The sequence below is a fragment of the Paraburkholderia sp. genome (assembly GCF_026225065.1).
GTDB lineage: Bacteria > Pseudomonadota > Gammaproteobacteria > Burkholderiales > Burkholderiaceae > Paraburkholderia.
The window spans coordinates 1-13630 of sequence record NZ_JAMFSB010000285.1 but is presented as its reverse complement, the minus strand read 5'-3'; the positions used below and the strand labels follow the sequence as shown (position 1 = coordinate 13630).

The window sequence follows — 13630 nt, the reverse complement described above, 5'->3', positions numbered from 1 at the left end:
GAAAAAGTATCAGCCAATTACAACGGGTTGGCGGATAAGGATTGGCATCCGGCATCACGCGTGAAGTACAAAGGTGTCTTCTAACACCGCCCGCTTAAAGCTTAAACGCCGGCCACGTCCAGCCTCATGCCAACTCGGCGTTGCTCGCGGACAGCAGTTCGAGATCGACACTATGCGTCAGATCGAGCGGCAGCAGATGCGGGGACGCGTTCTCCGCGCCATGCAACACGATCCCGAACACGCCTTCACCACGCAATGCCAGACGGCTCTCGACCTGAGCTGCCAGCGCCGCTCCGTTCGTACCGCCCGAGGGCGCCAGTAGCGTAAGCGTTGTGGCGCCGATCGAAAAGCTTGCGAACGAAACGCCGTGATCGGGGAATGCCGACCGCTGTATCTGAAGCGGCTCGCCCAGCAGTGCGCGATACCGGCCGACGCTGGTGTCGAGATCGCGAACGGCGATCTTGAGGGCCGATATGCCGCGCGCGCCGTTGGGATGGTTGCGCACTTCGCCTTCGGCCACGCGCAAATACCGAGGCGTGATGTCCCCGCAAAGAAACGGCAGATCGGGCGTCGCCGGTTTGCCCAGTTGCCACACGAGGCGTTCGCCGTCGGGTCGCACCCGTCCACCGTCGATGGGTCCTTCATAGCTAAGCCCGCGCTGTCGCGCACCATCGACGACGGTCTGCACCGATTCCGGCAGCAGCGCAAAATCGACGAGTCCGTCGCCGGCCCGATTGCCCTCATCCCACCAGCGATGCTCGGGCGCGTCGCACAGAAACGCAATCAACTCGAAGTAGCTGCCGTCCTCGAAACCGATCAGCGCATTGTGCGTTTTGCCGTCGGCGTGCGTGCCGCCGCGTTGAACGGTAAAACCCAGTGCGCTGTAATCGGCGATGGTCTGCTCGAGGTCGCGCACACGAATTACAACGTGGTCAAGGGAGAGAGTCATCGCGTCAGGGAAGTGAGGTGTGCCAACGTGGCGAAAAGTCTCGGCGAAAAGCGTCCGCCAGTCAATTCGTGTTCGGCGAAAAGTTTCCGGCCCCGCCGACTCGCTCGTAGTGCTGTCGGGTGCGCTCGGTCGGCCTCACCGCAAGACGCTCGGCAAGCAGCGCGCGGGTCAGGCTGAGTTGTCCGGCGCGTTCGGCGGCGGCAATCAGTGTTTGCGTAATCAGATCCCGTTGGGCGTGGCTACCGCCGATGCGCGGCGCATAGTAGCGCACCGGCAGGATGAGTTCGATGGCGCGAGCGTATTCGCCTTCGGCAAAGGCGAGCACGCCATCGATCAGACGACGCCGCATGAATTGGCCAGCCGTCTTCGGCGTTACGCGCAATGGCGGCGTGGGCGAACGCTTCCGCGCGCCGCAGTTCACTCGCTTCCTCGAGGCCGAACGCATATTGACCCAGTACGTAGCCGTAGTTTTCGCCTTGCGGGTCCCAATGCGGCAGGACTCGTGCAATGGAATCGCGGATGCTGAGCGACTGACCGAGGCAGAAGTAAGCATCGTGAGCGAAGCGCATGGCCAGCGCATCGGTCGGATGATCGACGAGGATCGTTTCCCAGATATTCACCGCGTGGGTGAGTCCGCCCGCGGCCAGCGCCTTAGCGGCAGCGAGATGGCGGGTCTCGCGGGAGGTTGCACCGGCACCGGCGCCGGCACTGGCATGTTCGGCCGCGCTGAGAGCTGTGGCGACGCGCGGATGGTCGGCGCGAAATCCGCCCAGCAAAAACAGCGAAGCGATCGCGCTGCTGCCCAGACCGAAGTCGGGATCCTGATCCACCGCGTCCTGCAAGCGGCCAACAGGATCTCCCTTCCAGCCGAAGTAGTCCGAGATGGCGTGGTCGAGCGCCTTCGCGGATTCGTCCGATCCTGTTACCCGCAGGCCTTGGGCGTCCGCAGCCATCAGACGGCTTCCGTAGTGGGGGCGTGTCGCATCCTGTCACCGGCAGCAACGGAGCCGCTGACGGGGCGTATGGCGGCCGGCAGGCGCCGTTTCCGCAGTACGCTGAGCGAGCCGGTCATGGAGTGCGGTTGAGCAGAGTCGACACGAGGTGATGCAGGCCGCTGTCAACATGTGTCCTGAAGACGGACACCAGTGGCCCATCCGTGGAACCTGAAATTTCCCGCTCGATACACGCGAGAATCGCGGCGACCAGCAGCACGGCAGCGCCGCTTTTAATGGACACGCGGCGCAAGTCCGAAGGCAATGCGGCGTGCCCATCGGCTTCGTCGAGCGTCCGAAGAGGGTGATATCCGAATCCCTTCATGATTGTCCGCAGATCGATTGCGATCTGTCGAGTGTCCGCAATCATGCGAGCGAGTCGAACTAATTTTTTCGTATATGAATAGCAGTACGGCGCCTTTGCGACATCACGCACCGGTTGTCGGTCGTGAGGGGCGGTGACCAGCCCCCCTTGCGACAATGCTACGAGCCTGCCGGAAAGTCGGTCGAAAACGCGAGTTCTTTCTGTGCTTCCAGCGCAGCGAGACGGTCGCTCAGTTGCTTGTGCATGACGTTATACGCATCGCTCCCCAGCGCTAAACGCCTGGGAGCAGGGTCCTGATCGACGCTGGCAATCATGATTTCGGCCATCTTCACCGGATCGCCGATCGGTTGACTGGTTCCATCCTCGATCGTCCGATGCGCCATGCGCGCCGGTGATACATCGTAGGCCTCGAGCTTCGGCGAAAGCTGGGCGCTCTGATAGCGAAAGTTCGTGCGCGCGCCGCCCGGTTCGACCAGCGTGCAACCAATGTTGAACACGGCCACCTCCAGCCCGACTGCGTCAATGAATCCCTCGATCCCCCATTTTCCCGCGTGGTAGAGCGATCCACCGGGAAACACCGCCTGCCCACCCATCGTGGACAGCTGGATAATCCGCCCACCGCCCTGGTGTCGCAGATGAGGAAGCGCCGCGCGAACGGTTTGAATCGAGCCAAGCAGGTTCGTGTCGATCTGGTGTGCGATCTGCTCGTCGGTCATTTCTTCGGCCGCCCCGAATAGCCCATATCCCGCGTTGCTCACCACGACGTCGATGCGCCCAAGTTCGCGGAACGCCAGGTCCACGACCTCGCGAATCGCGGGGGTGTCTGTCAAATCGAGCCTGGCAAGCCAGAGCGCATCGCCATGGTGAGCCTTGAGATCGGCCATCGAATCCAGATCACGTACCGTACCGGCGACGCGGTCTCCTCGAGCAAGCAATTGCTCTGTCATCTGACGGCCGAAACCGCTGTTGACTCCAGTGATAAACCAGCTGCGCTTCATGATGTTGAGATCCTCTCCGATCTGATCGGGTTAGGTTCCGTCTGGCAACGGGCCAGGCAGTCAACGCAGCTTAGGACCGGAAGATCAGATTTTGAATGCTTGAAAGTCGGCATTTCTTGCGTCAAAATCTGACGATCATGATCGATCCCTTCTCCGACTTTCTGAGCCTCATGGGCGCACGGTCCGTCATTTCGGGTGGACTGGTTGCCGGCGGCGCTTGGGCAATCAATTTCCCGCGAGCGAACACGGTCAAGTTCTGGGGCGTGGCACGGGGCAGTTGCTGGATGCTGTTTGAAGGTGACACGGCTCCCATCCGTATCGAAAGCGGCGACGTGTTTCTGCTCTGCGAGCCGCGCTCACATGTCCTCGGCAGCGATCTGGACGCGGAGCGCGTCGATCTCGACGAGGTCCTCGAAGGGCGTGTCGGCAACATGGTTCATCACGGAGACGGCGACGAGTTTTTCATGATCGGCGGCAAGGTCGAACTGAACATCGCGTCCAGCCAGCTTCTGCTAGACGCGTTGCCGCCCCTGATTCACGTACGCGGGACATCGAGCCAGGCACAGGCTCTTCGCTGGCTGCTCGATCAACTCGTCCGGGAGCGGCAAGACGCGCTTCCCGGCGCGCACGTCGCATCGAATGAGCTCGCGCATCTGATGTTCATCCAGATACTGCGGGCGCACTTCGAGGCAGGCGGATTCCAGCCTGCCGGCTGGCTGCGCGTCCTGAGCGACAAGCGTCTCGTGCCGGTGCTCCAACTGATGCATGGGGACCCTGGTCGCGTGTGGCAACTTCAGGAGCTGGCACGAGCCGCGTCGATGTCGCGTGCGACGTTTGCCGCTTACTTCAAGACGGTCGCCGGAATGTCACCGCTTTCGTATCTGACGAAATGGCGGATGCACCTTGCACAGCGCGCTCTCCTCGAGAGCCGGACGCACATCAATGTGCTGGCGCGCTCGCTTGGCTATGGCTCCGAGAGCGCATTCAGCAATGCCTTCAGGCGTGTCGTCGGACGCTCACCGACGGACTTTCGGGTGCAGGGGGTGAAGGAAGTTGCGAGTGGGCGTGAGGCGTAGCTTCACGGTGTTACCGGCGACGTCCGCTTCCGGGCCGTTCCCGTCAGCTAGCGACCTACCCGGCGCGACTCATTTGATGCTTCCCGCAAACCTCTCGGCTAACCGCTCCCGCTCGAACGCCTCGACAATGAAATCGACAAAAACCCGTGTCTTCGCCGGGAGCAGCGCTCGCGTCGCGTAGTAGATCGAGATCGCCCCGGCGTCCGCGTACCAGCGCGGTAGCAAGCGCACGAGTGCCCCCCGTTCGATAGAGGCCAGCACGTCTGAAACGGCCAGCAGCGTCACTCCCAGTCCGAGAATCGCAGCCTCGCGCATCGCTGCCGGGTCATTGACCATGATGGTCTCGCCAAGCCGCGCGGGCATCTCGTTGCCCGCCGTGTCACGCATCGTCCGATGGCGCACGCGGCCGGTGCGGCCCGAGCGCATCACGATGCCGTCGAGGTCCTCAAGATCGCGGGGATCGCCCGGTGTTTTGCGGCCGGCCATGTAAGCCGGAGACGCGACCGCCACGAGATGCGCAGGTGCCAACGGGCGTGATACGACGCCCGGTGCGAGATCGAAGCCGCCACCCAATGCTGCGTCGTATCCCTCCTCGATCAGGTCAACCGGCCGGTTCTCGAACTGCCAATCTGGACGAATCATTGGATAGCGTGCGAGGAACGCCGGCAGCAGCGGCATAACGTACGTGATGCCGAACGTCGGCGCCATGCTGACCCTCAGCACGCCCGCCGGCTCGCTGCGATCGTTCGAGACCGACGCGATGGCTGCCTGCAGCGCCTCCAGATTGCCGCCGATTTCCACGAGAAAGCGCTCACCCGCCTCGCTCAGCGTGAGCTTGCGCGTCGAGCGTTGGAACAGGCGCACGCCCAGATTGCGTTCGAGCAACGCAACGTTCCGGCTGACCGCCGCGGGTGTCAGCGAAAGACGCCGTGCAGCCGCGGAGAAGCTGCCCGTTTCGGCGCTGCGGACAAACGATTCGAGGTTCGCGAGGGTCTCCATACAGGAATCTTAAAGCATTGATTGAAAATAATTCAAGCGATTCCTAGCTAATCATCGGGCAATAAAGGCGGCAAGATTCCCTCACATAGCGCCGGGAGCGAGCCCCACATCTCCTTCCCTTTGCCGGCAGCGGCGGCGTTACCACCTGATTTATCACTCTTCACCAGGAGCATCGTTATGAGCACCATCGGTATCATCGGAGCCGGCGCGATCGGGTCCGCATTCGCGAAAGCGCTGGCGGGCAAAGGTCTGGAAGCCATCATTGCGAACAGCCGGGGTCCGGCCTCACTCGCAGACCTCGCGCGCGAACTCGGTCCCACGATCACGCCGGGAACGCGCGAACAGGCGGCCGCGCAGGACATCGTTCTTGTCGCAGTCAACTGGTCGAAGCTGCCGACCGCCCTGGCCGGGCTGCCGCACTTCGGTGGACGCGTCGTGATCGACGCGAACAACCCGATCGAGGCGCCGCTGTTCGAACCCGCCGAACTGCATGGCCGGATGTCGAGCAAAATCTTCGCGGAACTCGTGCCGGGCGCACGCGTCGTGAAGGCGTTCAATCATCTGCCGGCGCACTTCATCTCCGACGATCCGCAGGCCGAGGGCGGACGCCGGGTACTGTTCTTCGCGGGAGACGACGCACAGGCGAAAGCGGCAGTGAGCGGACTGATCGAACGGCTAGGTTTCTTCGGCATCGACCTGGGTTCGCTCGAAGCCGGGGGCCAGCTGGTTCAAATCCCAGGCGGCACATTACCGGTACACAATCTAGTCAAATTGGGGTAGCCAGTGAAGGGCGCGGTATGCTGCGCCCTTCGCACTCCTCTCAAGAAACCTGATGGACCGGCCGGAACAGGATCTCGTCGACGGCCATGTCGCCGCGACGCGACTGTCTACCGCTCGACTGCTAGCTTCGCACATGCCCCGCTGGGGCGGCATGCCATCCCGGCATATTGGAAAACGTCTCGGCATAGTGATGCGACAAACCCTCGATCACATTGCCGAAGCAGTCTTCCAGATACACCAGATGGTACGGACGATCTGGCAGGAACTGCCAGATTTTCGTACGCTGCCGGCCACCATGCGAGATCACACGTTCGACGAGGCCCGGCAGATCCGGGTCCGTCACGCACAGATGAAACACGCCGCCACGCTGGTAGTGGAAGTTGTCCTGCGGCATGTCCACCGCCGGCTCGATGAACTGGAACAGTTCGAGCCCCACGCCGTTGGCCGACAGGAGGTGTGCCTGAAAAGCGCGGCGAAACGCGGGGCCGAATATCTCCGCGACTTCCGGCACGTCCGGATTGAGCTCGAGCGTGCGCCGGAAAATGAGCCCGAATCCGAGTACCGCGCCATACCATTCGATCGCCCGATCGATGTCGGGCACCGTCATGCCAATGTGATTTAACGGGAGCGGCTGGGCTCGCTTCAGTGGCTGATTCATGCGTACCTTCCTTGTCTGGACTGAAGAATTGTGCGCTGCGATTGCAGCCGCGAGTTCAGTCGAGTTCGAACCGTGTCGCGGAAAGACGCGTTTTGATGGACAGCGTACCCTCGCGCAGCTCCCACAGCTTGAGCTCGTAGCGGCGCAGTCCGCGCTTGATGAACGGCTCGTTGTCCATGAACGCGGCAGCCTCTTTCTCCGTCGCGGCATACAGCACCGTCATCCCTTCGCCGACGATATGGCCTTCTGTCACGAACGGTCCGGACAGGAACACCTTGTCTTCGTGCTCGAGCAGGTAGTGGATGTGCTCAGGGATGTGCGGCATCGTCTCCTCGACAGAGGCCACCGGATAGCTGAACGCAACGTAAAGACGCTTGCGCAGGTTCGGTTCGACGAGACGCTGAATTTCAGCCTGAAGCTCTGACATGATGAATTCCTTCAATATTGACTGTATGAAAATGAAGCCTGTTTTCAGGCGTGGCGTTCATTCGGAAGCCTGCGCCGAATTCTGCGCCAACACACGACGGTCCGCGGCGCGAATCGACAGCGCGAAGCCCAGCACGATAGCGAAGCAGACCACTGGCACCCAGTACGCCGCGCCAGTCGTGAAGCGGTCCGCAATCGCGCCCATCAGCAACGGTGCGAGCGCGCCGCCGAACAGTGCCATCACGTGGAACGAGCCGGCGCGCCCGGTCCGTATGCCGAGCCCTTCGACGCCGAGGGCGAAGATGGTCGGAAACATGATCGACTCGAACAGGAACACGGCGATCAGTGCGACCACCGCAAGCGGACCATCGGTCACGCAAGCGGTGATGCACAGCACGAGCGATGCGACCGCGTACGTCGCAAGCATTGCGGCCGGATCGAACCGCTGCATCAGCAAGGTGGAAAGAAAGCGCCCGCCTGTGAACGCGATCATCGCGCCCGACAGCATGAACGCCGCCTTGCTCACCGGCAACGCCGCCCAGTGCTCGGTCGCGAAGTTGATGAAGAATGCCGCGATGCCGACCTGCGCGGAGAAGTAGAAAAACTGCGCAATGACGCTGAACACGAAGCGCCGTTCACGCCGCAGCGGCAAGGCTGCTTCGGCGCCCGCAACCGGCAGCGCTGTTTCTCTGCCCGGCTCGGGCAACGCGATTCGCCAAAACGCGAGTGCCAGCAGCAGCACGAGCGCCGCAATCACGATATAGGTCGTTCTCACCGAAGCCGCGTTGGACGCCGCACTCACGCCTTCCAGTGCGCCGTGCCGGAAGAAGAACAGACCGCCGATCAGCGGACCCGCGAAGGCTCCGAAACCAGTGAACGCCTGCGCGAGATTGAGCCGGCGCGCGCCGCCATCCGGCCGGCCCAGCACGGTCACGTACGGATTCGCCGCACTCTCGAGGCAGGCCGCACCGCATGCGAGAACGAACAAAGCCATCAGGAACGGATAGAAGCGATGCTGCGACGTCGCGGGTGCGAACAGCAGCGCACCAAGCGCGAAGATCACGAGTCCAAGCAGGATGCCGCGCTTGTACCCATAGCGGTTGACGAACAGGCCGGAAGGAATCGCCACGAGGAAATACGCGCCGAAATAGCAGGTCTGCAGCAGCGCGCTCTGCATGCGCGTGACGTCGAGCGTCTGCTGGAAATGCTTGTTCAGGACGTCGAGCAGACCATAGGTCAGGCCCCACACGAAGAACAAACTGATCACCAGCGTGAGCGCGATGCCGTAGCGGACCGTTTCATTGCGTGCGATCGTGGCCGGGGACGCCGCGATAGGCGAGGAAGTGGATGTGGGCATTTCGCACCTCGCTTATGCGTCGCGCTGCGGACGCGCGGACCGCAGCGATAGCTTGATCATCGCCGCGTAGTCCTCGTTACCGAAGCCGAATGCTGAAGCGTGGTCGAGCGCTTGCGCGACGACCGACGTGATTGGCAATGGCATGTGGCAATCGGCGCCCGCTTCCAGAATCAGCCCGACGTCCTTGCGCATCTGCTCGACCGTGAAGGTTGGCGAGTAATCGTGCGAGACGAGCTGTTGGGCCTTGGCTTTCACGATCGGCGAGGCCACCGCGCTTTCGCAGAGCACCTGCCACATGTCGCGCCAGTCGAGGCCACCCTGTTCGCCGATAGCGAGCGCTTCACCGAGCATGCCGACCGTATTGGCCACCATCGAATTGATCACGAGCTTCATGACGCGGGCCTGTTCCGCCTCGCCGACGTAGAACTGCGACGGCCCCAGCAGGCGAAGCAACGGCAGCACGCGTTGATACGGCTTTTGCGGGCCCGACGCGATCGTGGTCAACTGCGCCTGTTCGGCCATCCGCGCATTGCCCGACACGGTCACGCGCAGATAGTCGACGCCAGCTTCCTCGAACGCATGAGCAACGCGAGCCGACGCCTTCGTCGACACAGTACTGGTGTCGATATACAGCTGCCCTGGATGCGCGCGTGCGGCGAGCTCATAGGCCACCGCTTCGAAAGCGGCATCGTGCGGCAGCGACGTGATCAGAATCGAGGCCGCATCGGCAACCGCATCCAGCGTGCCCAGCACAGGAAGACCGGCCGCACGCGCCAGCGAGGCGCGTTCGCTGCTCGCGTCGAATGCCGATACACGGTGGCCGTGCCGGTGCAGGCGCTGTGCCATCGGCAGGCCGATCTTGCCGACGCCTACGAAGCCGATATCGAAGAGGTCCTCGTCAGCGCAACGCGTATCGCGTTCGACGGAGGCGTAAGCTGTGTCGTCCATGAATGTCTCCTGGTTTGAATGAGTCCCGCCAGCAAAGAGTTCGAGCGCCGACGTTCTGAACCGATCGTAGGCGGCGGTGCACCTCGCGTCCAACACCGAATGCTTCTCGACCCGATAACCGTTTGTTATCGGGTGCCTGCCGCCTGCGTTTGTCGAACGCCCTGCGCCGATGCCGGGAAGTTATCGGGCCGTTAAGAAAATGGTGTTGGATTTCGCGCCGTACGCTGAATACGATGGGGTTGTCGGCCGGCAACACACACCGGCCACGCTCAATCACTTCTATGGAGAACACCGATCATGGACATCACACCGGAGCAGATGGAAGCTACGCGAATCGCGCGCTGGGGCAAGGTCGAACCGTACGGCGAGACCTTTATCGAAAGCAGACTGCCCGGCTTCGAGAAGCGTCTGTACAAGATCATCAACCGCGGCGTGCTCGAAAACAAAGGCGTGCAGCCGGCCATCGAAGGCGCACATCGCTTCGGTGTCACGTTGATCGAAGTGCCGGTCGGCCAAGGCGCGAACCTGCACTCCCACAAGACCGAAGAAGTATTCTTTCCGCTCAATGGAAAGATGATCGTGATCTGGGGCGACCACGGCGAGCATCAGATCGAGCTGAACCAGTGGGACTGCATCTCGATGCCGACCGGCGTGATGCGCGGCTTTCGCAATCCGAACGACCATGATCTCGTGATCTACTCGGTCGTCGGCGGCACGGATGAAGAAGTGGGGCGGATCGAATGGCATCCCGACGTGTTGAAGGCCGCCGAAAACACCGGCCTTCAATATGATGAAACCGGCTATCTGAAGAACGAAGCGCAACTGGCCAACCGCTAACGCGGACTCAAGAAGAGAAGCCTATGAGCGCGAACCCATGCAGGAGGCGAAGTACCCAATGAACGAACCCGAACACGCGGCCGACACCGCGATCTCGTCACCGGCGGAGCCCCGCGAGGCGCTCCCCGCCACGCCCGAGGCATTGCTCGAAGCGGTGCTCGCCGCGAACCGCCGCACGACGAATCCACGTCTGCGGCAGATTCTCGACGCGCTGCTTCGTCATCTGCATGCGTTCGCCGTCGAGGTCGATCTCGGCTACCAGGAACTGGAAGTCGGGCTCGACTTCCTCGTACGAATCGGCAAGGCGACCGGCCCTGAAAAACACGAGGGTATTCTGCTCGCGGACATTCTCGGGCTGGCCACGCTCGTTGGTCTGATTGATGCGAAGCAGGCGCTGGCCGCGGGCGGCACCGAGCCTGCTCTGATCGGCCCGTTCTGGCGCGCCGCTCAACCGCTGCGCGAGAATGGCGCCCATATCGCCGAGCAGGGCACGCCCGGCGAGACGCTGTTCGTCGATGGCCGGATCCTGTCGCTCGACGGCAAGCCGATCGCCAATGCACGCGTCGAAACATGGCAGGCTTCGCCCGGCGGTCTCTATGAGAATCAGGATCCGCATCAGGAGGAGATGAATCTGCGCGGCCGTTTCCAGACCGACCACGACGGGCGCTTCTCGTTTCACAGCGTGCGGCCCTCGGGCTACGCGGTGCCCGTCGACGGTCCGTGCGGCGAACTGCTCGACGCGCAGCAGCGCGCGATCATGCGGCCTGCGCATTTGCATTTCATCGTGATGGCGGAAGGCTACAAGACGCTCGCGACCCAGATCTTCGACGCCGACGATCCGAATGCCTACCGCGACGTCGTGTTCGGCGCGGTCGGTTCGCTGCTGCATCGATTCGAGCGGCAGCCGGACGACAGCTTCAGGCTCGACCTCAACCTGAAACTCGAACCTGGCACGATGCGCGTGCCGATGTGTCCGCTGCCATGATGCCATCGTTCATTGGCGCTGCAGACGAAGGACGCGCTTCGACGCCGGATGCGGCGAGCGATGCTCCCGTGATAATTTTCGCGACCTTTGTGCCGAAGCCTGGTCACGAATACGAAGTCCAGCGCGCGCTGCAGGCGGTGCTGCCGCCCACGCGCGGCGAGCCGGGATGCCTGCGTTTCGATCTATACGCGGTTCCCGATCCCGTCACGACGTTCCGGCTGTTCGAGATCTTCACGAGCCAACAAGCGGTGGCTGCGCATCGCGAGACCGAGCATTACCGCGTGTATCGCGCCGCCGTGATGCCGTTGCTGCAAGCGGCCCCAGCCGTGACGATGATGGTGCCGCTCGACGTGGCGGCCAACGCCGGCACTCCGTGACCATGTGGTGACATGACCGCGTGCGCGGATCGCGCATCGCGCTTCACTCGTCACGCGTACCCGTTGGCTCGACCGTCGTTTCGTGCGCCTGCGCCATCGGCCAGTCGCCGGTGCCGATCATCGTCGCTACGAGCGCGCGGATCGTGCTCATCAGCGCGATCGTCGCGCTCGAAGGTGGCCGCTGGCGCGCGTGCGCGAGAAAACGCTCCAGCACCAGACCGTCGATCGGAACCGCACGCAGCAGCCCCGCCTGAATCTCGCGCCGAACCGCGGATGCTACGTGCACGGTCCACCCTGCGCCGTCGGCGACGAGCTGCGCGGCTACATCGGCCGATTCGACTTCCATCACGTCGTTCAGCACGAGGTTCGCGTTCGCGGCACTGCGCTCGACCGCGAGCCGCACGCCGGACTTTTGCAGGCCAGCAAGGATCAGCGGCACCTCGCTGAGCGCCTGAATCTGCAGCGACGGCACCGCAAGCCGCGCGTCGCTCGCGGGACCGATCGCGCACAGCCCTTCAGTGAGCAAGAGTTCCGCATGGATCTGCGCAGGCGCGGCGATCGGACCGGTGAGCAGCGCGACATCCAGCGTGCCGCGCTCGAGTGCATCGGACAGCGATGGCGAGAAACTCTCGTTGACGCGCAGCCGCACCTCCGGGTACTGGTCGCGCAACGCACGTGTGAGCGGTAGCACGAAAAACCCGGCGAACGCGGGCGGCAGACCGAGCGCAACCGTGCCGCGCGGCGTGCCCTGCAGATCCATGATATCGACGCGGATCTGGTCCGCGTAGCGCAGCAGAAAGGTCGCACGGTCCAGCAGCAGTTCCCCTTCGCGCGTAAGCGACGCGCCACGCGAATGACGTTCGACGAGCTTCACGCCGAGTTCGGCTTCGAGCAACTGCACCTGGCGGCTGAGCGCAGGCTGCGCAATATGCAGGACGGCAGCGGCGCGCCCGAAATGTTGATGGGCGGCGAGCACGGTGAAATAGCGCAACTGACGTAGATCCATCACGATTTTCGAGGCCGGGCGCGACAGATCGGCTCTCGTTGGCTGCATGCGATAGGGGAAGGTGGCGCTATCTTAGTCGAGAAGCCATCTAAATGCCGTTGAACGCCATAAATCTATTCCCGCCGCGACCGACGACGAGGCTTGCAAGGCCGTAGCCGGACGACGAGAAACCGGGCGCGTCAGCGGGGCCGCGTTGTTGGGCCCAAGCTAAACCCCCCGATCGCTCGAGCCCGCCCGCTGCATGCCGGTCTCGCGTGCCGCACGCCGCTGCCCGCGCTCCATCCGGTCGGCCTGCAACACCCGCCGACCCGTGCGCGAGAGGAACACCAGCAGGATTGCCAGCAGCCCGGTACCGAACAGGTAGCTCGGCGGAATGAAGCGCGCATCCGTGAAGCGGGCCACCAGTGAGATATAGAACGGCGCCAGCCCGCCGAACAGCATGACCGAGGTGTTATACGAAATCGCCACACCGGTGGAGCGCCCCTGTACGGTGAAGATCTTGACCAGCATCCCTGGATGCGCGGCGCCTTGCAGCGTCAGGAATAGTATGCCGACAACCCGTACGATCATCAGACGGTTCTCGGTGGGGTTGGCCAGCAAATACGAGAACAACGGAAAGACGCAGATCAGCCAGCCCACAATAAAGAAGAAGAACAGCCGATACGCGCCGACACGATCCGCCAGCATCCCGAACACCGGTGACAGAACACACATCACGATGCTCGTGACGAATATCCCCTGCAGTGACGAACTGAGCGATAGATGCAACTGAACCTGCGCATAGGTTGGCAGATACGCATTCCACACATAATTCAGCGACGTGCCGGCGATCATCACGCCCATCGCGCACACTACAGCATCGCCGTTCTCGCTGACAAAACCGCGTAGCCGCTCGCGCATGGGCGTGCGTGCCGCGG

General features: G+C 62.7%; 16 protein-coding genes. 5 read left to right on the top strand and 11 right to left on the bottom strand.

Annotated features, from left to right (window positions below; genetic code table 11):
- Positions 1-124: 124 nt before the first annotated feature.
- The 4 genes from M0954_RS20290 to M0954_RS20275 form a co-directional block, all read right to left on the bottom strand.
- Positions 125-949 (bottom strand): VOC family protein, encoded by an 825-nt coding sequence (locus tag M0954_RS20290; RefSeq protein WP_297355140.1) that lies wholly within the window; start codon positions 947-949, stop codon positions 125-127.
- Positions 950-1188: 239 nt separating this feature from the next.
- Entirely contained in the window at positions 1189-1902 is a 714-nt protein-coding gene (locus M0954_RS20285) for a hypothetical protein (protein ID WP_297355138.1), read from the bottom strand.
- A gap of 115 nt (positions 1903-2017) precedes the next feature.
- The gene (locus M0954_RS20280; RefSeq protein ID WP_297355136.1) at positions 2018-2266 is read right to left on the bottom strand and encodes a hypothetical protein; all 249 of its coding nucleotides are present in this window, start codon (positions 2264-2266) and stop codon (positions 2018-2020) included.
- A gap of 158 nt (positions 2267-2424) precedes the next feature.
- Positions 2425-3264 (bottom strand): SDR family oxidoreductase, encoded by an 840-nt coding sequence (locus tag M0954_RS20275; protein ID WP_297355134.1) that lies wholly within the window; start codon positions 3262-3264, stop codon positions 2425-2427.
- A 137-nt stretch (positions 3265-3401) separates the two neighbouring features.
- On the opposite strand from M0954_RS20275, the gene M0954_RS20270 reads away from it, so the two are divergent.
- Positions 3402-4340 (top strand): AraC family transcriptional regulator, encoded by a 939-nt coding sequence (locus M0954_RS20270; RefSeq protein ID WP_220795427.1) that lies wholly within the window; start codon positions 3402-3404, stop codon positions 4338-4340.
- Positions 4341-4409: 69 nt separating this feature from the next.
- On the opposite strand, the gene M0954_RS20265 is transcribed toward M0954_RS20270, so the two are convergent.
- Positions 4410-5339 (bottom strand): LysR family transcriptional regulator, encoded by a 930-nt coding sequence (locus M0954_RS20265; protein ID WP_297355132.1) that lies wholly within the window; start codon positions 5337-5339, stop codon positions 4410-4412.
- A 177-nt stretch (positions 5340-5516) separates the two neighbouring features.
- Between M0954_RS20265 and M0954_RS20260 the strand changes: the two genes are divergently transcribed.
- Positions 5517-6119, top strand: a complete 603-nt coding sequence (locus tag M0954_RS20260; RefSeq protein ID WP_122151874.1) for an NADPH-dependent F420 reductase — start codon at positions 5517-5519, stop codon at positions 6117-6119.
- A 121-nt stretch (positions 6120-6240) separates the two neighbouring features.
- Here the strand turns inward: M0954_RS20260 and M0954_RS20255 are convergent, their stop codons facing one another.
- The 4 genes from M0954_RS20255 to M0954_RS20240 are packed head-to-tail and all read right to left on the bottom strand — an operon-like array spanning position 6241 to position 9508.
- A complete protein-coding gene (locus M0954_RS20255) occupies positions 6241-6777 on the bottom strand; it encodes a VOC family protein (RefSeq protein ID WP_297355131.1) in 537 nt (178 codons plus the stop codon).
- 55 nt (positions 6778-6832) lie between these two features.
- Entirely contained in the window at positions 6833-7204 is a 372-nt protein-coding gene (locus M0954_RS20250; RefSeq protein ID WP_133892077.1) for a YciI family protein, read from the bottom strand.
- A gap of 57 nt (positions 7205-7261) precedes the next feature.
- Entirely contained in the window at positions 7262-8560 is a 1299-nt protein-coding gene (locus M0954_RS20245) for a sugar MFS transporter (protein ID WP_122151871.1), read from the bottom strand.
- A gap of 12 nt (positions 8561-8572) precedes the next feature.
- The gene (locus M0954_RS20240; RefSeq protein WP_297355129.1) at positions 8573-9508 is read right to left on the bottom strand and encodes an NAD(P)-dependent oxidoreductase; all 936 of its coding nucleotides are present in this window, start codon (positions 9506-9508) and stop codon (positions 8573-8575) included.
- A 297-nt stretch (positions 9509-9805) separates the two neighbouring features.
- Here M0954_RS20240 and M0954_RS20235 point away from each other — a divergent pair, with 297 nt between their 5' ends.
- The 3 genes from M0954_RS20235 to M0954_RS20225 are packed head-to-tail and all read left to right on the top strand — an operon-like array spanning position 9806 to position 11707.
- The gene (locus M0954_RS20235) at positions 9806-10345 is read left to right on the top strand and encodes a cupin domain-containing protein (protein WP_122151869.1); all 540 of its coding nucleotides are present in this window, start codon (positions 9806-9808) and stop codon (positions 10343-10345) included.
- A 58-nt stretch (positions 10346-10403) separates the two neighbouring features.
- Positions 10404-11330 (top strand): dioxygenase, encoded by a 927-nt coding sequence (locus M0954_RS20230; protein ID WP_208297130.1) that lies wholly within the window; start codon positions 10404-10406, stop codon positions 11328-11330.
- Positions 11327-11707: a putative quinol monooxygenase gene (locus tag M0954_RS20225; RefSeq protein WP_297355127.1), complete on the top strand. Its 381-nt coding sequence runs from the start codon at positions 11327-11329 to the stop codon at positions 11705-11707. Before M0954_RS20230 ends, M0954_RS20225 begins: the two co-directional genes overlap by 4 nt.
- A 43-nt stretch (positions 11708-11750) precedes the next feature.
- On the opposite strand, the gene M0954_RS20220 is transcribed toward M0954_RS20225, so the two are convergent.
- Entirely contained in the window at positions 11751-12713 is a 963-nt protein-coding gene (locus M0954_RS20220) for a LysR substrate-binding domain-containing protein (RefSeq protein WP_122155378.1), read from the bottom strand.
- A gap of 207 nt (positions 12714-12920) precedes the next feature.
- On the bottom strand, positions 12921-13630 hold a 710-nt coding region (locus tag M0954_RS20215), incomplete at its 5' end, for an MFS transporter (RefSeq protein ID WP_367279526.1).

Excerpts from the sequence above, each read along its gene's own strand:
- M0954_RS20250 (WP_133892077.1), bottom strand. The coding sequence starts at position 7,204 with ATGTCAGAGCTTCAGGCTGAAATTCAGCGTCTCGTCGAACCGAACCTG.
- M0954_RS20290 (WP_297355140.1), bottom strand. The coding sequence starts at position 949 with ATGACTCTCTCCCTTGACCACGTTGTAATTCGTGTGCGCGACCTCGAG.
- M0954_RS20270 (WP_220795427.1), top strand. The coding sequence starts at position 3,402 with ATGATCGATCCCTTCTCCGACTTTCTGAGCCTCATGGGCGCACGGTCC.
- M0954_RS20265 (WP_297355132.1), bottom strand. The coding sequence starts at position 5,339 with ATGGAGACCCTCGCGAACCTCGAATCGTTTGTCCGCAGCGCCGAAACG.
- M0954_RS20240 (WP_297355129.1), bottom strand. The coding sequence starts at position 9,508 with ATGGACGACACAGCTTACGCCTCCGTCGAACGCGATACGCGTTGCGCT.
- M0954_RS20255 (WP_297355131.1), bottom strand. The coding sequence starts at position 6,777 with ATGAATCAGCCACTGAAGCGAGCCCAGCCGCTCCCGTTAAATCACATT.
- M0954_RS20280 (WP_297355136.1), bottom strand. The coding sequence starts at position 2,266 with ATGAAGGGATTCGGATATCACCCTCTTCGGACGCTCGACGAAGCCGAT.
- M0954_RS20235 (WP_122151869.1), top strand. The coding sequence starts at position 9,806 with ATGGACATCACACCGGAGCAGATGGAAGCTACGCGAATCGCGCGCTGG.
- M0954_RS20260 (WP_122151874.1), top strand. The coding sequence starts at position 5,517 with ATGAGCACCATCGGTATCATCGGAGCCGGCGCGATCGGGTCCGCATTC.
- M0954_RS20285 (WP_297355138.1), bottom strand. The coding sequence starts at position 1,902 with ATGGCTGCGGACGCCCAAGGCCTGCGGGTAACAGGATCGGACGAATCC.
- M0954_RS20220 (WP_122155378.1), bottom strand. The coding sequence starts at position 12,713 with ATGGATCTACGTCAGTTGCGCTATTTCACCGTGCTCGCCGCCCATCAA.
- M0954_RS20275 (WP_297355134.1), bottom strand. The coding sequence starts at position 3,264 with ATGAAGCGCAGCTGGTTTATCACTGGAGTCAACAGCGGTTTCGGCCGT.
- M0954_RS20245 (WP_122151871.1), bottom strand. The coding sequence starts at position 8,560 with ATGCCCACATCCACTTCCTCGCCTATCGCGGCGTCCCCGGCCACGATC.
- M0954_RS20230 (WP_208297130.1), top strand. The coding sequence starts at position 10,404 with ATGAACGAACCCGAACACGCGGCCGACACCGCGATCTCGTCACCGGCG.
- M0954_RS20225 (WP_297355127.1), top strand. The coding sequence starts at position 11,327 with ATGATGCCATCGTTCATTGGCGCTGCAGACGAAGGACGCGCTTCGACG.